The 19,135-nt window shown below is 73.8% G+C and carries 16 protein-coding genes; 7 read left to right on the top strand and 9 right to left on the bottom strand.

All coding sequences use genetic code 11. The features are described from left to right. Window positions 1–52: 52 nt before the first annotated feature. The 7 genes from H9623_RS06925 to H9623_RS06895 all read right to left on the bottom strand — a co-directional run bounded on the left by H9623_RS06925 (window position 53) and on the right by H9623_RS06895 (window position 8,211). On the bottom strand, window positions 53–1,870 hold the full coding sequence (locus H9623_RS06925; protein ID WP_321575326.1) for an acetyl/propionyl/methylcrotonyl-CoA carboxylase subunit alpha: 1,818 nt from the start codon (window positions 1,868–1,870) through the stop codon (window positions 53–55). 290 nt (window positions 1,871–2,160) lie between these two features. After that, window positions 2,161–2,880 (bottom strand): Maf family protein, encoded by a 720-nt coding sequence (locus H9623_RS06920; protein ID WP_193719321.1) that lies wholly within the window; start codon window positions 2,878–2,880, stop codon window positions 2,161–2,163. Beyond that, entirely contained in the window at window positions 2,877–4,631 is a 1,755-nt protein-coding gene (locus H9623_RS06915) for a DUF885 domain-containing protein (RefSeq protein WP_193719320.1), read from the bottom strand. Before H9623_RS06915 ends, H9623_RS06920 begins: the two co-directional genes overlap by 4 nt. A 57-nt stretch (window positions 4,632–4,688) precedes the next feature. Next, window positions 4,689–5,636: a hypothetical protein gene (locus H9623_RS06910; RefSeq protein ID WP_193719319.1), complete on the bottom strand. Its 948-nt coding sequence runs from the start codon at window positions 5,634–5,636 to the stop codon at window positions 4,689–4,691. Then, window positions 5,633–5,899: an acyl-CoA carboxylase epsilon subunit gene (locus tag H9623_RS06905; RefSeq protein ID WP_193719318.1), complete on the bottom strand. Its 267-nt coding sequence runs from the start codon at window positions 5,897–5,899 to the stop codon at window positions 5,633–5,635. Before H9623_RS06905 ends, H9623_RS06910 begins: the two co-directional genes overlap by 4 nt. Then, window positions 5,896–6,504, bottom strand: a complete 609-nt coding sequence (locus tag H9623_RS06900; RefSeq protein WP_227748278.1) for a hypothetical protein — start codon at window positions 6,502–6,504, stop codon at window positions 5,896–5,898. The genes H9623_RS06905 and H9623_RS06900 overlap by 4 nt, the downstream gene beginning before the upstream one ends. A gap of 87 nt (window positions 6,505–6,591) precedes the next feature. Next, on the bottom strand, window positions 6,592–8,211 hold the full coding sequence (locus H9623_RS06895) for an acyl-CoA carboxylase subunit beta (protein WP_193719317.1): 1,620 nt from the start codon (window positions 8,209–8,211) through the stop codon (window positions 6,592–6,594). Between the two features lie 199 nt (window positions 8,212–8,410). Here H9623_RS06895 and H9623_RS06890 point away from each other — a divergent pair, with 199 nt between their 5' ends. Then, window positions 8,411–9,334 (top strand): biotin--[acetyl-CoA-carboxylase] ligase, encoded by a 924-nt coding sequence (locus H9623_RS06890; protein ID WP_193719316.1) that lies wholly within the window; start codon window positions 8,411–8,413, stop codon window positions 9,332–9,334. A gap of 40 nt (window positions 9,335–9,374) precedes the next feature. Then, window positions 9,375–10,526, top strand: a complete 1,152-nt coding sequence (locus H9623_RS06885; protein ID WP_321575325.1) for an adenylate/guanylate cyclase domain-containing protein — start codon at window positions 9,375–9,377, stop codon at window positions 10,524–10,526. A gap of 75 nt (window positions 10,527–10,601) precedes the next feature. Here the strand turns inward: H9623_RS06885 and H9623_RS06880 are convergent, their stop codons facing one another. Then, window positions 10,602–11,345, bottom strand: a complete 744-nt coding sequence (locus tag H9623_RS06880) for an SOS response-associated peptidase (RefSeq protein WP_193719315.1) — start codon at window positions 11,343–11,345, stop codon at window positions 10,602–10,604. A gap of 267 nt (window positions 11,346–11,612) precedes the next feature. On the opposite strand from H9623_RS06880, the gene H9623_RS06875 reads away from it, so the two are divergent. Continuing rightward, on the top strand, window positions 11,613–12,896 hold the full coding sequence (locus H9623_RS06875) for a multidrug effflux MFS transporter (protein ID WP_321575324.1): 1,284 nt from the start codon (window positions 11,613–11,615) through the stop codon (window positions 12,894–12,896). 101 nt (window positions 12,897–12,997) lie between these two features. Beyond that, window positions 12,998–14,341, top strand: a complete 1,344-nt coding sequence (locus tag H9623_RS06870) for an LCP family protein (protein ID WP_227748277.1) — start codon at window positions 12,998–13,000, stop codon at window positions 14,339–14,341. A 17-nt stretch (window positions 14,342–14,358) separates the two neighbouring features. Here H9623_RS06870 and H9623_RS06865 read toward each other — a convergent pair whose 3' ends face one another. Beyond that, the gene (locus H9623_RS06865; RefSeq protein ID WP_193719313.1) at window positions 14,359–15,753 is read right to left on the bottom strand and encodes a pyridoxal phosphate-dependent aminotransferase; all 1,395 of its coding nucleotides are present in this window, start codon (window positions 15,751–15,753) and stop codon (window positions 14,359–14,361) included. 283 nt (window positions 15,754–16,036) lie between these two features. Here H9623_RS06865 and H9623_RS06860 point away from each other — a divergent pair, with 283 nt between their 5' ends. Genes H9623_RS06860 through H9623_RS06850 form a run of 3 tightly spaced genes read left to right on the top strand, consistent with a single transcriptional unit; the run spans window position 16,037 to window position 19,093 of the window. Next, window positions 16,037–17,284 (top strand): CpaF family protein, encoded by a 1,248-nt coding sequence (locus tag H9623_RS06860; protein WP_193719312.1) that lies wholly within the window; start codon window positions 16,037–16,039, stop codon window positions 17,282–17,284. Window position 17,285: 1 nt separating this feature from the next. Continuing rightward, complete coding sequence (locus H9623_RS06855; RefSeq protein WP_193719311.1) at window positions 17,286–18,146, top strand: type II secretion system F family protein; 861 nt, start codon at window positions 17,286–17,288, stop codon at window positions 18,144–18,146. Further along, window positions 18,143–19,093, top strand: a complete 951-nt coding sequence (locus tag H9623_RS06850) for a type II secretion system F family protein (protein WP_321575323.1) — start codon at window positions 18,143–18,145, stop codon at window positions 19,091–19,093. The genes H9623_RS06855 and H9623_RS06850 overlap by 4 nt, the downstream gene beginning before the upstream one ends. Window positions 19,094–19,135 lie beyond the last annotated feature (42 nt).

Raw genomic sequence — 19,135 nt, 5'->3', positions numbered from 1 at the left:
ACCCGTGGGGGATGCCTGACGGACCTCGGGCTCGGCACCGGTCGGAGAGGGGTCAGTCGACGATCTCGCAGATCGCGGTGCCCGAGCTCACGCTCGCGCCGACCCCGGCCGTCAGGCCCGTGACCCGGCCTGCGCGGTGCGCCACGAGCGGCTGCTCCATCTTCATGGCCTCGAGGACCACGACCAGGTCGCCCTCGGCGACCACCGCGCCCTCCGACACGGCGACCTTGACGATCGTGCCCTGCATGGGCGACGCGAGCGTCGTGCCGTTGCCGTTGCCCGGCTGCGGGGCCGAGCGGCGAGAGGGGCGGCGCGCGGCGTTGGCCGAGCGGGCGCGCCCCGCGGCCATGCCGAGCCCTGCGGGCAGCACGACCTCGAGCCGCTTGCCGCCTACCTCGACCACGACGCGCTCGGTCGCGGGGGCTTCGTCCTCCTCGGGCGACTGCGCGGGGGTGGCGGGCGCGAGGCCCTTGAGCTCGTCCACGAACGCGGTCTCGATCCAGCGCGTGTGGACGCGGAACGTCGACCCGTCGGCCGGGACGAAGTCCTCGGCGTCGAGCACGGCCCGGTGGAACGGCAGGACGGTCGGGATGCCCTCGACCACGGTCTCGCGCAGCGCACGGCGGGCTCGTTCGACGGCTTCGCGGCGCGTGGCACCCGTGACGATGATCTTGGCGATCATCGAGTCGAAGGCGCCCGAGATCACGTCGCCCTCGGTCACGCCGCTGTCGACGCGCACGCCGGGCCCGCTCGGGAAGTGCAGGCGCGTGATGCGTCCCGGTGCGGGCAGGAAGTTCGCGGCCGGGTCCTCGCCGTTGATGCGGAACTCGATCGAGTGGCCTCGCGTGGCCACCGACGTGTAGCCGAGCGGCTCTCCCGCGGCGATGCGCAGCTGCTCGCGCACGAGGTCGATGCCCGAGACCTCCTCGGTGACGGGGTGCTCGACCTGCAGGCGCGTGTTGACCTCGAGGAACGAGATGGTGCCGTCGGCGCCGACGAGGAACTCGCACGTCCCGGCGCCGACGTAGCCCGCCTCGCGCAGGATGGCCTCGGAGGCCTTGTAGAGCTCGGCGCGCTGCTCGTCCGTGAGGAACGGCGCGGGGGCCTCCTCGACGAGCTTCTGGTGGCGGCGCTGGAGCGAGCAGTCGCGCGTCGAGACGACGACGACCGTGCCGTGCTCGTCCGCCAGGCACTGGGTCTCGACGTGGCGCGGGGTGTCGAGGTACCGCTCGACGAAGCACTCGCCGCGGCCGAACGCGGCCGTGGCCTCGCGGACCGCGGAGTCGAACATCTCGTCGATCTCGTCGACCGTGCGCGCGACCTTGAGGCCGCGGCCCCCGCCGCCGAAGGCCGCCTTGATCGCGATGGGCATCCCGTGCTCCGCGGCGAACGCGTGGACCTCGGTCGCGTCGGCGACGGGGTCGGCGGTGCCGGGCACCAGCGGGGCGCCCGCGCGGTGGGCGATGTGCCGCGCGCTGACCTTGTCACCGAGCGCGTCGATCGCGGCGGGCGGAGGGCCGATCCAGACGAGGCCCGAGTCGATGACGGCCTGGGCGAACCCGGCGTTCTCCGCGAGGAAGCCGTAGCCGGGGTGCACCGCGTCGGCGCCCGCGCGGCGGGCGACGTCGAGCAGCTTGGCGATGTCGAGGTAGGTGTCCGCGGCGCGGGTGCCGCCGAGCGCGAAGGCCTCGTCGGCGAGGCGGACGTGCAGGGCTTCTCGGTCGGAGTCGGCGTACACGGCGACCGACGCGATCGAGGCGTCGGCGCAGGCGCGCGCGATGCGCACCGCGATCTCGCCGCGGTTGGCGATGAGAACCTTCGACAGGCGTCGGGTCGGGCTGGTCGCGGGGTTCGTGGAGTTCTCGGGCACGGCTCACGGTAGCGCGTCGGGCGCCCTGGGTTCACGCTCCGACCACCGGTACCGGACAAGATTGGAGATCAGGCCAAGGCTCACCGGGGTCGTTTGTAGGAACCCTCCATGGTCGGCGGGGTGCAGCGGGCCGGAGCGCGTCAGGGTTGTACGCCCCCGACAAGCGGGCGGCCCGCCGCGCTCTCCTGCCGCCCCGCCGGAGCGCGGGGGTGGGGGAGCGGGCGGGCCGTCGTCGGGCCGGGCCCTCCCGGACCCCGAGCGGGCCCGGGGGTGCCCGGCGGGTCAGGACGTCAGGACCAGAGGTCCGTCCAGGTGACGCCGATCTCGCCGAGCAGCTCGCGCACGAGCGGCAGGCTGATCCCGACCACGCCGTGGTGGTCGCCCTCGATGCTCTCGACGAACGCGCCGCCGAGGCCGTCGACCGTGAACGCCCCGGCGACCGCGAGCGGTTCGCCCGTGGCGACGTAGGCCGCGATCTCGGCGTCGCTCAGGTCGGCGAAGTGGACGGTCGTGGAGCTCGTCGCCCCGAGGGTCGCCCCGCTGCCGCCGTCCTGCGGGTCGCGCAGGTCGACGACCCAGTGGCCGGTGTGGAGCACCCCGGCCTTGCCGCGCATCGCGCGCCAGCGCTCGGTGGCTTCGGCGGCGTCCCGGGGCTTGCCGTGGACGGCTCCGGCGAACTCGAGCATGGAGTCGCACCCGACGACGACGGGCGAGACCTCCTCCGGCCCGACGCCGTCGCCCGCCTCGTCGCGCTCGTGCGCCTCGCGCGTGACGACCTGGGCGACCTCCTCGGCCTTGGCCTGGGCGAGGACGAGCACGGCGTCGGCGGGGTCGAGGGCGCCGAACCGGGCGGCAGCCGCTTCGAGGACGGCGTCCTCGTCGAGGCCCGAGACCCGGACCTCGGGCGTGACGCCCGCCGAGCGCAGGGTCGCGAGGCGCGCCGGCGACTGCGAGGCCAGGAGGAGACGGAGCGTCGGGGAGGTCGTCGTCCCTGCCGCGTCTGCGCTCACTGGAGCGCCTCGCGCAGCACGTCGAGGCCGACCGAGCCGAGGTTCAGGGCGCGCTCGTGGAACGCCTTGACGTCGAACTCCTCGCCGCGGGCCTCGGCTGCCGCGCGGGCGGCGTCGCGCGTCTGCTCCCACAGGCGCTGACCCACCTTGTACGACGGGGCCTGGCCGGGCCACCCGAGGTAGCGGTTGAGCTCGAAGCGCACGAACGACTCGTCCATGTTGACGTTGGCCTTGAGGAACTCCCAGGCCTTGTCGGCGTCCCAGCGGGGGTCCTCGGAGCCGCCGCGCCACTCCTCGGGCGCGTCGAGCCCTAGGTGCACCCCGATGTCGAGCACCACGCGAGCCGCGCGCATGCGCTGCCCGTCGAGCATCCCGAGCCGGTCGCCCGGGTCGTCGAGGTAGCCGAGGTCGGCCATGAGACGCTCGGCGTACAGGGCCCAGCCCTCACCGTGCCCCGAGACCCAGCACGCGAGGCGGCGCCAGGAGTTGAGCGTGTCGCGCGCGGCGACGGCCTGGCCGCACTGCAGGTGGTGGCCCGGGACGCCCTCGTGGTAGACGGTCGTCTTCTCGCGCCACGTGTTGAACTCGGTGACGCCCGGCGGGACGGACCACCACATGCGCCCGGGGCGCGAGAAGTCGTCGCTCGGGGGCGTGTAGTAGATCCCGCCGGTCTGGGTCGGGGCGATCATGCACTCGAGGTCCAGGACCGGGGTGGGGATGTCGAAGTGCACGCCGTCGAGGGCGGCGATCGCGGCGTCGGACGTCTCCTGCATCCAGGCGCGCAGCGCGTCGGTGCCGTCCAGCTTGCGGCTCGGGTCGGCGTCGAGGAGCGCGACGGCCTCCTCGACCGTGGCGCCGGGCCCGGCGATCTGGGCGGCGACGGCCTCCTGCTCGGCGACGACGCGCGCGAGCTCCTCGAGGCCCCAGCGGTAGGTCTCCTCGAGGTCGACCTCGGCGCCGAGGAAGGCGCGCGAGGCGCGGGCGTAGCGCTCGCGCCCCACGCCGTCGGCCGTGGGCGCCTGCGGGGCGAGGTCGTTCTCGAGGAAGTCCGCGAGCCGTGCGTAGGCGGCCAGGGCGCCGGCGGCGCCGAGCTCGAGCTCCTTGCGGACCAGGGAGCACGCCGAGGACTCGTCGAGGACGGCCGCGGCGGCCTCGCCCCTGACGAGCTCGACGAAGAACGAGGTCTCGGGGTCGGCGAGCTCGCGGGCCTGCTTGACGCCCTCGCGGACCTGGCGGACCGCTGCGACGTTGCCGCGCGCCGCTGCGGCGGTCAGCGACGCGATGTAGCCGTCCATGGCGCCGGGCAGGGCCACGAGACGGGACGCGACGTTCTCCCAGGCCTCGACCGTGCCCGTGGGCATGAGGTCGAACACGTCGCGCAGCTCCTGGAGCGGCGAGGCGATGTTGTTGAGCATCGCGAGGTCCTCGCCGGCGTCGTGCAGCTCGAGCGCGAGCCCGATGCGCTCGCGCATCGCGGCGAGCGTGACGCGGTCGACGTCGTCGACGGGCTCGGCGTCCGCGAGCTGGGCCAGCACGGCCCGGTCCGCGGCCGCGAGGGCCTCGTACCCGGCGGGTGACAGGTCGGTCATGAGGTGGTCGTAGCCCGTGAGTCCCATGGCCGTGGCGGCGAGCGGGTTCAGGTCGGCGACGGTGCGCACGTACGCGTCGGCGATCGCGTCGATCGCCGAGGGTGTGCGGGGGGTCCTGGTGCTGGGGGTGCCGGGTTCGGCCGGCGACGTGGGTGAGGTCACCCGGTAGAGGTTACTGCGTGGTACCCGCAGCGCCAGGACCGTCGTCCGTGAGGGGGATCAGTGCTGGCGCAGGAGTCGTTCCGCCAGGTCGAGGACTCGTGCCGGGTCGAGCGTGTCCAGCGGGACGGGGTGGCCGCCGTCGGGTCCGATGAGCGCCACCTCGTCGTTGTCCTCGAAGACGAGGACCGACCGCGGGGCACCCGGGAGGGAGAGGTCGACGCGCACGGTCCGCCACGCATCCGTGGGCGCGACCACCTCGGCGGCCAGACGTGGGTGCTCGGTCCCCGCTCGGCCGAGGTCCAGCAGGAACTCCTGGTGGTCGACCGGTGGTGGTTCGGACGCGGCGCCGTGGTCCGCCTCGGAGCCGGCGGCCACGGCGGGCGCCAGACGGTCGGCGTGAGGGCTCATCGCCGCGAGCAGGTCGTCGGCCCAGTCGCGCTGGTAGCGCACGAGCACGACGCGCGGTCGGCCGTCCGTGCCCTGCGGGTACCAGACGGCCACGGGGTCTCCCGAGCGCGGCCCGGCGGTCCCCGCGGGGACCGTCACCGTGAACGGTGCCCGCACGGGGAAGTGGTCGACCGAGAACGTGAGCCGGCCGCTCAGGGGCGTGGCGCCGTCGGGCAGGACGCCCGGACCCGTCGGATCGACCTCGTCGACGAGCACCGAGCCCGTGGTGCGCTCGGCCGCCGAGGCCAGGGCGTCGCGTGCGCGGGTCTCACGTTGTGCGTCGCGGTCGTCGAGGTAGCGCGCGAGCGCGAGGACCGCGACGAGCAGGAGCAGGACGGTCAGGACGCCCAGCACCGCGGCAGGCAGGGGCCAGCCCTGCGACGGGGCGAGCTGCTGGTAGGCGACGAGCACGACCGCCGGGACGGTCGGGACGATCCACGCCCACCGGCGCCAGCCCGTCCGCGGGGCCAGCGGGGGCAGCGTGTCCGGGGTGAGGGGGCGTTCGACGTCCGCGGGGTCGTCGGCGAGCTCGAGCAGGACGGTCGTGGTCTGGCTCATGACTGCAGGCTCCACCGCCACGCGTCGGCGTTGTGCCGGCCCGAGCGTCCGCCGAAGCTCTTGGCCGTCGCACCCGCGCCGGTGCCGCGCAGGCCGCGCGAGCGGTTGGTCCACTCGGGCAGGGGCGCCTCGTCGTCGGGCACGTGCGACGCCGCCGCGGCGGCCGCGAGACCCGCGACGAGCGCAGCGACCTCGAGGTCGTCGGGCGCGCCGCGCACCACGCGCAGCTCCCGGCCCGACGACGCAGCCCCGGTCCCGCTCACAGGGCACCGCCCGTGGGGTCGTCGCCCGCGTCGCCGTACCCCTCGAAGTCTGCCGCCTCACCGCGCGACGCGGCCCACTCGGGGACGTCGAAGCCCGACTCGACGAGCGCGGCCACGACCTGCTCGCCCGCGTTGTCGAGGAAGTCGATCACGGCGTCGAGCGACGTGTCGGGCGTCCGGCCCGGGCCCACGACGAAGCCCAGGTAGAACGGCTCGGCGACCTCGGGGGCGGGTGGTGCGTCGGCGTCTGCCCCCGCACCGAGCTCCTCGTCGGAGGCCCACACGAGCGAGCTCAGGTCCGGGTGCATCCCGAGCGAGCCGTGCAGTGCATCGTAGAGCTGGGCGTTGAGCGAGCCGATCGCGGCCTCGAGCGCGAGGACGCGCGGGTCCTCGTCGGCCTCCGAGGCGCCGAACTCGGCCCGCACCCCGACGGCCGTGCCGACGTACTCGTGCAGGGCAGCGGCCAGGGCGTCGACGGCCGCGTGCATCGGGGCCTCGTCGACCGGGCCGAGGGGCTCGGTGCCGTGCGAGGCGGCGTCGTGCCCGTTGTCGGGGTGCTCGTGGCCGTGGCCTGCGTGGTCGTCGCCGTGCTGCTCGTCGGGCATGTCGTCCTCGCGGTGGGTCTCGTCGTTCGGTGGTCGTTCGGTGGTGGTGCCGGGGCCAGGGCCGGTGGCGGCCCGGGCGTCATGGCGTCACAACGGGATGTTGCCGTGCTTCTTGGGGGGCAGGCTCGCACGCTTGGTGCGCAGGGCACGCAGGGCGCGCACGACCTGCACGCGGGTCTCCGACGGGCGGATGACCGCGTCGACGTAGCCGCGCTCGGCCGCGTCCCAGGGGTTCACGATGGCCTCCTCGTACTCGGCGACCAGGCGGGCCCGCTCGGCGTCCACGTCGAGCCCCTGGTCGGCTGCGGCCTTCAGGGCCCCGCGCTGGAGGATGTTGACCGCGCCGCCCGCACCCATGACCGCGATCTGGGCCGTGGGCCACGCGAGGTTGACGTCCGCGCCGAGCTGCTTGGAGCCCATGACGATGTACGCGCCACCGTACGCCTTGCGCGTGATGAGCGTGACGAGCGGGACAGTGGCCTCGGCGTACGCGTAGATGAGCTTGGCGCCGCGGCGGATGATGCCCTGGTGCTCCTGGTCGACGCCCGGCAGGAAGCCCGGGACGTCCACGAGGGTCAGGACGGGGATGTTGAACGCGTCGCACGTGCGCACGAACCGCGCGGCCTTCTCGGCGGCGTCGATGTCGAGGGTGCCCGCCATCGCGAGGGGCTGGTTGGCGACGACGCCGACCGACTGGCCCTCGACGTGCCCGAACCCGATCAGCACGTTCTTGGCGAACAGCGGCTGGACCTCCAGGAAGTCGCCCCCGTCCAGGACGTGCTCGATCACGGTGCGCATGTCGTACGGCTGCGAGTCCGAGTCGGGGACCAGCGCGTCGAGCGCGAGGTCCTCGTCGGTGACCTCGAGCTCGGTGTCCTCGGGCGGGAAGCTCGGGGCGTCCGAGAGGTTGTTCTGCGGCAGGTAGCCGATGAGGTGGCGGACGTAGTCGATCGCGTCGTCCTCGTCGGTGCCCATGTAGTGCGCGACGCCCGAACGCTCGTTGTGCGTGCGGGCCCCGCCCAGCTCCTCGAAGCCCACGTCCTCGCCCGTGACCGCGCGGATCACGTCGGGGCCCGTGATGAACATGTTCGACGTCTGGTCGGCCATGACGATGAAGTCGGTGAGCGCGGGGGAGTACACCGCGCCGCCCGCGCTCGGGCCGAGGATGAGCGAGATCTGCGGGATCACGCCCGAGGCGGCGACGTTGCGGCGGAAGATCTCCGCGAACTGCGTCAGGCCCGCGACCCCTTCCTGGATGCGCGCGCCCCCGCCGTCCGAGATCCCGATCAGCGGGACGCCCGTGCGCAGCGCGAGGTCCTGGACCTTGGTGATCTTCTGGCCGTGCACCTCGCCGAGGCTCCCGCCGAAGACCGTGAAGTCCTGCGAGTAGATGCAGACCTGGCGCCCGTCGACCGTCCCGTGCCCCACGACCACGCCGTCGCCCGCGAGGCGCTTCTTCTCGAGCCCGAAGTTGACCGAGCGGTGCTTGGCGAACGCGTCGAGCTCGACGAAGCTGCCCTCGTCCAGGAGCGCCTCGATGCGCTCGCGGGCCGTCTTCTTGTTCCGGGCGTGCTGCTTGGTGCGAGCGGCCTCCTCGGGGACCACCGACGCCTCGGCGCGACGACGGTCGAGGTCGGCGAGCTTCGCCGCGGTGCCGATGAGCTGACCGGTGGGGGCCGGGGTGGTGCCGGCGACAGGTTCGTTCACGCAGCCGAGCCTAGTTGGTGGGTGGCGCCAAGAGGGTGCGAGGGATCGCACCGGCGTCGGCGCGGACGTTGGAGGGTTCCGACAAACGTGGCGTGGGTGGTGTGCGGCGGGCCCCGCGGGCCCGTGCGCACGCACCTGGGTGCACGGCGCGTCGTGGCCCCGCTGCCGCGGGCGGGGTGCGCCCGGGCATGATGGGGGCATGACGACCGCCGACCACCTTGCGCTGCGCCCCGGCTTCCTGCGGGACCTGCTCGTCGCCCCGCACGGCCCGCTCGCCCGGCTCGAGGTCGTCGAGGAGTCGACCTCGACGAACACCGAGCTCGCTGCGGCCGTGGCCGCCGACCCGCAGGCCTGGCCCGCGCCCGCGCTGCTCGTGGCCGAGCACCAGGTCGCCGGACGAGGTCGGGCGGGGCGCGGCTGGGAGACGCCCGCGCGGACCGCGCTGACGGGGTCGCTCCTGGTGCGCCCCGAGGTGCCGCGCGAGCGCCTGAGCTGGCTGCCGCTGCTCGCGGGCCTCGCGACGGTCCGGTGCCTGCGCGCGACCGCGGGCGTGGAGGCCGTGGTCAAGTGGCCCAACGACGTCCTGGTCCCGGCGCCGGGTGCGGACGAGGGGGCCGCCGTCGAGCAGGCGGGGTGGGGCACGTACCGCAAGGTCGCGGGCATCCTGTGCGAGCTCCTGCCCGACGGCGGGGCGATCGTGGGCGTCGGGCTCAACGTCCTGCAGAACGACAGGGAGCTCCCGGTCGCCACGGCCACGTCGCTCGCCCTGGTCGGGGCGGCCACGACGGACCGGGAGGTGCTGCTGACCGCGCTCGAGGAGTCGTTCGCGCAGATCCTCGGCCGGTGGCAGGACGCGGCCGGTGACGCGGCGGAGGCCGGACTCGTCGAGGAGTGCGTCGAGGTCAGCGCGACGCTCGGGGCGCACGTGCGGGTCGACCTCACCGGCGGGGGCCGGGTCACGGGCGAGGCCTGCGGGTTCGGGGCGGACGGCTCGCTCCTCGTGCGCGCGGCGGACGGCACGACGCACGTGCTGCACAGCGGCGACGTGCGCCACCTGCGCCTGCGCGACGGCGCCCCCGCCGCGACGGGCCCGACGTCGGGCAGCGAGGTCCCGGCGGGCTGAGCGCGACGGATCGTCAGGACCGCTGCTCTAGGATCAGGGTGTGACGCACGACATCCCCGAAACAGCCGAAGCGACCACCGAGACGTCCGAGGCGGCGGGGGAGAGCCGGCCGGAAGGCCGAGCAGCAGGGACCGGGCTGTCCGAGCTCTCGGCCACCGACAACCCCGCGTCCCCCTCCGCACCCACGACCGTCGAGGCCGACCTGGACGAGGCGCTCCTGGGCGGTCCCCGGGCGCTCACGGTCGACGGGCTCGCCGAACGGGCCGGCCTCACCGAGCGGCAGGTGCGCTCCTACTGGCAGGCCCTCGGGCTGCCCATCACCGAGGAGCAGGAGCAGATGTTCACCGAGGACGACGCGGTCGCCCTCGAGGAGATCTACTCGGTGGCGGAGCGCGAGAAGTTCGACGACCGGTCGCTCACGACGCTCATCCGGTCCATGGGGCACACGACCGAGCGGCTCGTGCTCTGGCAGGTCGAGGCGCTCGTCGAGCACATGACCACACGGTTCGGCCTCGACGACACGAGCGCGCGGCTGCTCGTCCTCGACCGGCTCCCGGACCTCGCACCCGTCCTGGAGACCCAGCTGCGCCACGCCTGGCGGCGCCAGCTCGCGGCCGTCGCCGCGCGGTTCACGGTCGAGTTCTCCGAGGCGCGCGCCGGGGACGTCCCGGACGCCGGGGCGCTGCCGCTGCCGCGAGCCGTGGGGTTCGCGGACATCGTGTCGTTCACCAAGCGCACGGCCGGGCTGGGGTCGAGCGAGCTCGCGGAGTTCGTGCAGCTGTTCGAGACGAGAGCCCGCGACATCATCACCGCTGCGGGCGGCCGGGTCGTCAAGACGATCGGCGACGCGGTCCTCTACGTCGCCGACGACGTCGCGACGGGGGCGAAGGTCGCGCTGGGGCTCGCGGGCGAGGGCGAACGCGCCGGCGGCGGGGTCGAGGTGCCGCCGGTCCGGGTGAGCCTGGTCTGGGGGCGCGTGCTGTCGCGGTTCGGCGACGTGTTCGGCCCGTCCGTGAACCTCGCCGCCCGGCTCACCGAGATCGCCGAGCCCACGACCGTGCTCATGGACCGCGAGACCGCGGCCCTGCTCGCGGGCGACACGCGCTTCGCGCTCACGGCGCAGCCCGAGCGTGAGGTCCACGGGCTCGGGGTGATCGAGCCCGTGCGCCTCCAGTGGGCCTACAAGGGCTGAGGGAGACCGGAGCCGCGGCGCTCGCCGTTCCTGGGCGCCCGTCCGTCCTGGACGGGGGCCGGCCCTGGACGGGCGTCAGAGCGCGCGCACGAGCTCCGGTCCGTTGTTCGCGACGCTGTTGACGAGCGGCGCGACCTCTTGGGCCTCCATGCGGACCTCGGGGGCGACCAGGAGCCCGGCCGCCTCGTCCTTGCCGACCGCAGGGTCGAGCCACGCGTCCCACCGGTCCGGGGCGAGCGTGAGCGGCATGCGGTCGTGGATCGAGGCGAGCGCCGGTGCCGCGTCGGTCGTGATGATCGTCGTCGAGACGAGCCAGCGGGTGGGATCGTCGTCGGCCTTGGCGGGGTCCCGCCAGAACTCGTAGAGGCCCGCGAAGGCCGCGACCGTCGGCCCGTCCGGGTGGATGAAGAACGGCTGCTTGGTCACCGTGGGCCTGCGGGCGGTGGATCCCGGGGCAGGGGGAGTCTCGATACGGCGCCACTCGTAGTACCCGTCGGCCGGCACCAGGCAGCGCCGGGCCGCGAACGGCTTGGCGAACGCGGGCTTGTCCAGGAGGGACTCGGCGCGCGCGTTGATCATGCGCGCCCCGACGCCCGGGTCCTTGGCCCAGCTCGGCACGAGGCCCCAGCGGGCCACGCGCAGCGACCGCCGGACCTCGCCCGTGTCCTTGGCCGCGCGCTCGACCACGATCCGCACGGGGTCGGTCGGGGCGACGTTCCACGAGGGCGGCAGGAGGCGCGCGTCGTCGGCGAGGTCCGCGATCGCGAACTCGTCGGCGAGGTCCTGGGCGTCCCGGAAGGAGGCGTAGCGTCCGCACATGTCTCCCAGGATGCCCCGTGCCACCCACGCCGTGCGCGCCCGCACACGATCCGCGGCGCCAGGTTCGGCGCCCGGTGCCGCTTGGCCGCCGCCGGTCGGCGCTGGCAGCCGCTGCCGCCGGCCGCGGGTGGGCGCCGCTGGGCGCCGCCGGCCGCTGACTGAACGGCGAGGGGCGGGGCGCGGGCCGAGCTGCGGCGTCGGGCACGTCACGAAACCTGGGGCCGAATCCGGGGGTCGGTGGTCCGTCGAATCGTTATGATCGAACCCATGGAGACACCCCCGGCAGGAACTGCACCCACCCCGCCGGCCCCCCGCTCCACCCCGGAACCCGTTGCCACGAACGGACGCCCCGGCCGGTCGACCGTCAAGTGGGTCCTGCTGCTCGGCGCGCTCGCGACGCTCCCGGCGTTCACGGTGGACATGTACCTGCCGCTCCTGCCGGACGTCGCGACGGACCTCGGGACCAGCCCCGCCATGGCGCAGCTCACCCTCGCGGGGATGCTCGTCGGCGGCGCCTTCGGCCAGCTCGTGATCGGGCCGCTGTCCGACCGCTACGGCCGACGGGCGCCCGTGATCATCGGGCTCTCTCTCCACGTCGTCACGTCGATCCTCTGCGCGGTCGTGCCCGGCATCGGGTGGCTCGTCGCGCTGCGGGTGCTGCAGGGCTTCTTCAACGCCTCGGCCCAGGTCGTCTCGATCGCGGTCATCCGCGACCGGTTCACCGGCTCGGACGCCGCCCGCATCCTGTCCCGCCTGATGCTCGTGATCGGGCTCGCGCCCCTCCTCGCCCCCTCGTTCGGGTCGCTCATCGCCTCGCACGGGACGTGGCGCTGGGTGTTCTGGGTCCTCGCCGTGCTCGGGGCCCTGCTCGCACTGATCGTGCTGCGCTTCATGCCCGAGACCCTCGAGACCGAGCGCCGCCAGACCGGCGGGGTCGGCAGCGTCTTCCGCGGCTACGGCGCGCTCCTCAAGGACCGGCACTTCCTCGCCCTGGCCGTGCTGCCCGGGCTCGGCATGGCCGTCCTCATGAGCTACGTCGTCGGCTCGCCGTTCGTGCTGCAGGAGGGCTACGGGCTCACGCACCAGCAGTTCGCGGTGCTCTTCGCCGTCAACGGGATCGGCCTGGTGATCTCCGCACAGGTCAACGCCTCGCTGGTGCGCAGGGTCGCCCCCATCCGGATCCTGCGCACGGCCCTGGTGCTCCAGGGCGTGTTCGCCGTGGGGCTGCTCGTCGTCGCGCTCACGGGCGCCGGTGGCCTGATCGGGCTCCTGGTCGCGCTGTGGCTCACCCTCGCGCTCCAGGGCCTCATCCCGGCCAACGCGTCGGCGCTCGCGCTGACCCGTCACGGCGAGCGGGCGGGCACCGCGGCCGCGGTCATCGGGGCGTTCCAGGCCGGCGTCGCCGGTCTCGTGAGCCCGCTCGTCGGTGTGCTCGGCGGCGACGAGATCGCGATGAGCGCCGTCATGCTGGGGGCAGTCGTGGCGTCCCTGCTCGTGCTCGGGCTGGCGACACCCGCCTTCCGCAAGGGTGGCTGGCACATGCCGGCGTGACCCGGTCCTCGGCCAGGAATCACCCCGGTTCGTCAGGACATTTCACAGTTCCTTTGCACGACGCGAAGCCTGCACCCCTGTGGTGGGCCTAGGCTCATCCCATGCCCAGCCCGAAGACCGCCCCGAAGAGCGGCCCTCATCACGCGCGCTCGCAACGCTCGCACGCGGTGTCCCGCGTCGTCGGAATGGTGGCGACGGCCGGACTCGCCTTCGTCGGGACGGGCGCCGTGGCGACGTACGCGGACATGCAGAACTCGCTCGACGTGAGCGACGTCTCGGGCCTCGTCGCAGGGGGGTCGGCCGAGCCCCGGGACCCTGACGACCCGTTCGCGGGCAAGGCCCTCAACATCCTCGTCATGGGCACGGACTACCGCGACGCGGAGAACGCCGCGATCGCGGGCGAGGAAGACGGCATGCGCTCGGACACGACGTTCGTCGTGCACGTCTCGGGCGACCGCAGCCGCATGGAGGTCGTCTCGATCCCGCGCGACTCGCTCGTCGACATCCCCTCGTGCAACCTGGCCGACGGCTCGACCACGGAGCCGCGCAGGGGCGCGATGTTCAACGAGGCCTTCCAGATCGGCGCGGGGAACGACGAGAACATGATCGGTGCCGCGGCCTGCACCATCACGACCGTCCAGTCGCTCACCGGCCTGGAGATCACCGACCACGTCGTGGTGAAGATGAACGGCGTCGTGAACGTCGTCAACGCGCTGGGCGGCGTGCGGATGTGCCTGCCGGAGGCCATGAAGGAGAACCCGAGGTACGGGACCCTCGACCTCCCCGCGGGGGAGACCACCCTGACGGGCGACCAGGCGATCAGCTACCTGCGGGCCCGCCACGGCAAGGGCATGGGGCTCGAGATGGGCAGCGACCTGACGCGCATCCCGCGCCAGCAGGCCTTCATCGACTCGATGCTGCGCGAGGTCCTGTCGAAGAACGTCATCACCAACGCGCCGCAGCTCTACGCCACGATCAAGGCCGTGCTCGGATCGGTGAGCGCGAGCCCGTCCCTGGCCGGCCTCGACTCCCTCGCCGGCCTCGCGTTCTCCCTCAAGGACATCGACACCAACGAGATCGTCTTCACCGAGCTGCCCGTGGTCCAGGCGCCGTCCAACAAGAACCGTGTCGTGTGGACCAAGGACGCCCAGGCGATCTGGGACCGCATGGCCGCCGACGAGGCGCCGCCCGGCCACGAGAAGGCACCCGCCGACCCGCGCGACGACGCCACGACCCCGAACACCGGTGGCGACACGGCGACCGGTGGCGACACGGGCGCTGCCACCGGTGGCGACACCGGCACGGCGACCGGTGGCGACACGACGGGTGCAGCGACCGGAGGGGACACCGGCGCCGCGACGGGCGAGACCGGCACCGGGACCGAGACCCCGGCCACACCGGTCGAGCAGGACGCGCCCCGCCTGCCCGGCGTCTGCGAGACCTGATCGTCGAGGTCCTGCGCTCACGTCGAGCGCAGGGCCCCCAACCGCCGCACGGCGTCACGCAGCACGTCCTCGCGCTTGACGAACGTGAAGCGGACCCGCGACGCCAGGGCGAGCGCCGCCGTCGGGCCGGACGCCTCGTCCGTGCCGGGCGCACGGCAGAACGCGCTCACCGGGACGGCCACGACCCCCGCGAGCCCGGGCAGCCGGCGGCACAGCTCGACGCCGTCGTCGAAGCCCAGCGGGGCGCCGTCCGCGACCACGAAGTACGTACCGCGCGGCACGACGACCTCGAAGCCCGCCGACACGAGCCCCTCGCACAGCAGGTCGCGCCGGGTCGCGAGCGACGCGGCCAGGGCCCGTGGCGCCTCGTCGTCGGCCAGGGCCTGGGCGATCGCGGGCTGGAACGGTGAACCCGACGTGTACGTCAGGAACTGCTTGACCGTCCGCACCGCCTCCACGAGGTGCGCGGGACCGTGCAGCCAGCCGACCTTCCACCCCGTGAACGAGAAGGTCTTGCCCGCCGACGAGATGGTGATCGTCCGCTCGGCCATGCCCGGCAAGGACGCGACGGGCACGTGCACCGCGTCGTCGTACACGAGGTGCTCGTAGACCTCGTCCGTCACGACGATCGCGTCGACCGCGCGGGCCGCGTCCGCGACAACCTGCAGCTCGGCGCACGTCAGGACGGTCCCGGTCGGGTTGTGCGGCGTGTTGACCAGGACCAGCCGCGTCCGCGGCCCGACGGCGGCACGCACCTGGGCAGGGTCGAGGCGGAACCCGTCCGGGGTCGGGTGGAGCGGCACGGTCACGTGCGTGGCCCCCGCGAGCGCGATGCACGCCGCGTGCGAGTCGTAGAAGGGCTCCAGGGTCACGACCTCGTCCCCCGGCCCGGCGAGCGCCAGGATCGTCGCGGCGAGCGCCTCGGTCGCGCCCGTCGTGACGAGGACCTCGGTGTCCGGGTCCACGTCCAGGCCGTAGCGCCGACGCTGGTGGTCCGCGACCGCGCGGCGCAGCTCGGGGGTGCCCGTGCCGGGCGGGTACTGGTTGTGCCCGTGCTCGATCGCGCGGATCGCGGCCGCCTTGATCGCGTGCGGGCCGTCCACGTCCGGGAAGCCCTGGCCCAGGTTGATCGCGCCCGTGCGCGCCGCGAGGTTCGTCATCTCCGCGAAGATCGTCGACGCGACCGTGCCGTCGGGACGCAGCAGGCCCGTCGCGGCGGCTGCGGTGCGCCAGCGGCCGGGCACCTGGGGACGGGGCGCCTGGTGCGGCTGGGCGTCGCGCGGCTGGGCGCGGCGCGGCTGGGCCTGGCGCGGCTGGGCCTGGCGCGGCTGGGCCTGGCGCGGCGCGTCCGACAGGTCCTGCTGCTGCGGGTCCTGGGGCCGATCGTCGCTGGCGGGGGTGGTCGAGGACATGCGACGACCCTATGCCGGGTGCCGGGTGCCGGGTGCCGGGTGCCGGGTGCCGGGTGCCGGGTGCCGGGTACGGCAGGCCGCCGCCTGCGGCCGACGACGACACTGACCACATCCTGGACGCGTGCCCGAGGCCGAACCGCGGGATCCTGCGGATCTGCCGAACTTTTCCACAGGATGCGTGCGCGCCCCGGCGGTCGTGCCCTAGTCTCGGCGCGCAGCCACCCCGCCGGGTGGTCGTGCTGCGCGGGGGGCGCGCAGGGACGCAGGGGAGCGTGGCGCGACGATGAGCACCGCAGGAGTGGCGATCCTCGAGGGCGAGGTCCGCGAGCTGATCCGCCGTCGAGGCGTCGATCCCCTGCGGGACAAGCCCGGCATCGAACGGCTCGTCGCCGACGCCCTGGCCGACTACGACACCCGGTCCGCCCTCGGCGCCGTCCCACCGCTCGCCGACGTCCCAGGCGCGGTGCGCGCGGTCCTCGACGCGGTCGCCGGGCTCGGCCCCCTCCAGAAGTACCTCGACGACCCGGAGGTCGAGGAGGTGTGGATCAACTCGCCCGCCCAGGTCTTCGTCGCCCGGGGAGGGGACGCCGAGCTCACGTCCACCATCCTCACGACCGCCCAGGTGCGCGACCTCGTCGAGCAGATGCTCAAGTCCTCGGGTCGGCGCCTCGATCTCTCGAGCCCGTTCGTCGACGCGGCCCTGCCCGGGGGCGAACGCCTGCACGTGGTCATCCCGGACGTCACCCGCGAGCACTTCGCCGTGAACATCCGCAAGCACGTGGTGCGGGCCTCGCACCTGGAGCACCTGGTCAGGCTCGGATCCTTGACGCCGCACGCCGCGGCGTTCCTGCACGCCGCGGTCCAGGCGGGCCTCAACGTCCTCGTGGCGGGTGCCACCCAGGCGGGCAAGACGACCATGCTCAACGCCCTCGCCGGATCGATCCCACCGAACCAGAGGGTCATCACGTGCGAGGAGGTGTTCGAGCTGCGTTTCGCGGTGCGGGACCTCGTCTCGATGCAGTGCCGCCAGCCCAGCCTGGAGGGCACGGGCGAGATCCCGCTGCGACGCCTCGTCAAGGAGGCGCTGCGCATGCGTCCGGACCGGATCGTCATCGGTGAGGTACGGGAGGCGGAGGCCTTCGACCTGCTCATCGCTCTGAACGCGGGGGTTCCAGGCATGTGCACGATCCACGCCAACTCCGCCCGCGAGGCGGTCTCGAAGATGTGCACCCTGCCGCTGCTCGCGGGGGAGAACGTCTCCGACCGCTTCGTGGTCCCGACGGTGGCGGGTGCCGTGGACGTGGTCGTCCACCTGGGCGTGACCGTGGACGGTCGGCGGGAGGTCCGGGAGATCGTCGGGGTCCCCGGCCGGGTGGAGCAAGGGGTGGTCGAGGTCTCGGACCTCTTCCACCGGGCCTCCGGTGCCCTCGTGCGGGGCGACGGGTTCCCGCCGGCCGGCGACCGGTTCGCTCGGGCCGGCATCGACCTCGCCGCGCTGATGGCGGGTCCACGAGCCGGCGAGGCGGGCTGAGATGGGCGTCGCGGCGGGCCTGCTGCTCGGGGTCGGAGCGTTCTGCGTCTGGTGGTCCTGGTGGGAACCGGGTCCGCGTGCACCTCGTCGGACCGACGGGTGGTCGGCGAGGACGCAGGACCTCCTGGTGCTCGCAGGCGTCCCCTCGCTGACACCACGCGCGCTGGTCACCGCGAGCACGGTGCTCGGAGCACTGGTCCTCCTGGTCACGCTCGCGCTCACCCGGGCCCTGCCGGTGGCCGCGTGCTTCGCATCGATGGCCGCTGCGCTGCCCACCGCGCTCGTGCGTTCGCGGGCCCGTCGCCGACGTGTGAGCCTGCGCGACGTGTGGCCAGAGGTCGTCGACCACCTGGCGTCCGGGGTGCGCGCAGGTCTCTCGCTGCCGGAGGCGGTGGGGCAGCTCGGGGAGCGGGGACCGGTCGAGCTGCGCGAGCCGTTCAGCAGGTTCGCGCAGGACTTCCGTGCGAGCGGGCGCTTCGGTGACTGCCTCGACGCCTTGAAGGCACGGTTGGCGGACCCTGTCGCGGACAGGATCGTCGAGTCGTTGCGCATGACGAGGGAGGTGGGCGGCACGGACCTCGGCAGGCTGCTGAGGACGCTCGCGACGTTCCTGCGCGAGGACGCGAGGACGCGGGGCGAGCTCGAGGCGCGACAGTCGTGGACCGTGAACGGCGCGCGTCTCGCTGCGGCGGGGCCGTGGGTGGTCCTCGCGCTGCTCGCCACCAGGCCGGAGACGGCGCAGGCCTACAACTCTCTCCAGGGCGCCGTGGTGCTGGGCTGCGGTGCGCTCACGTCCGTCGTCGCCTACCAGATCATGCGCCGGATCGGGCGACTGCCCGAGGAAGTGCGGGTGCTGCGGTGAGCGGCGCCGGGCCGAGCCTGCTCGAGTGGCTCGGGGCCGTCGCGGGGGCGATGTTCGCGTGGGGGGTCCTGGTCGTCGTCGGTCGCCTCGCGGCGAGGAGGGCTCGTCTCGACGAGCGCGTCGGCCCGTACCTGCGGGTGCTCGGGACGACGTCGGCGCTGCTCGAGGAGTCGACGGCGCGTCCCACCTTCCCGACCCTCGACCGCCTCGTCGGGCCGTGGCTCACGGAGGTCGGGAGGACCCTCGAGAGGTTCGGCTCGACGCGTCCGGCTCTCCGCCGTCGGCTCGACCAGGCAGGACGTACCGAGAGCGTCGACCAGTTCCGCGCGCAGCAGGTGGTCTGGGCCGTGCTGGGACTCGTCGGAGGCGTGCTCGTCGCCCTGCTCCTGGCCACGACCCGCGGGTCGTCACCCGTCGCCCTGGTGGCGCTCGTCGCGTTCTGCGGTCTGGGAGGCTTCCTCGGCTGCGACCACCTGCTCTCACGGCAGGTCGCCCGTCGCGAGGAGCGGATGCTCATGGAGTTCCCCACGATCGCGGAGCTGCTCGCCCTGTCGGTCGGCGCCGGGGAGGGTCCTGTCGCAGCGATGGAGCGTGTCGCGGCCATGGCGCGGGGCGAGATGTCGAGAGAGCTGTCGACGACGCTCTCGATGGTCCGTTCGGGCGTGCCCCTGGCCCGCGCGCTCGAGGGGCTCGCGGACCGGACGTCGTTGGCCAGCCTCACGCGTTTCGCCGAGGGCGTCGCGGTGGCCGTCGAGCGGGGTACCCCGCTCGCGGAGGTGCTTCGTGCCCAGGCGCAGGACGTTCGGGAGGCGAGCCGACGCTCCCTCATGGAATCGGGAGGGCGCAAGGAGGTGCTCATGATGATTCCCGTGGTCTTCCTGATCCTCCCGGTGACGGTCGTGTTCGCGATCTTCCCGTCGATCACGACGCTGCAGGTCGGCCTCTGACCGGGCGGACGCCGAGCGGAGGGCCGGGTAAGGACCGCCTGC

It is taken from the genome of Oerskovia douganii (assembly GCF_015142735.1).
GTDB lineage: Bacteria > Actinomycetota > Actinomycetes > Actinomycetales > Cellulomonadaceae > Oerskovia > Oerskovia douganii.
Note: the sequence above shows the minus strand (reverse complement) of the source record. Positions and strands in the feature narration are given on the sequence as shown.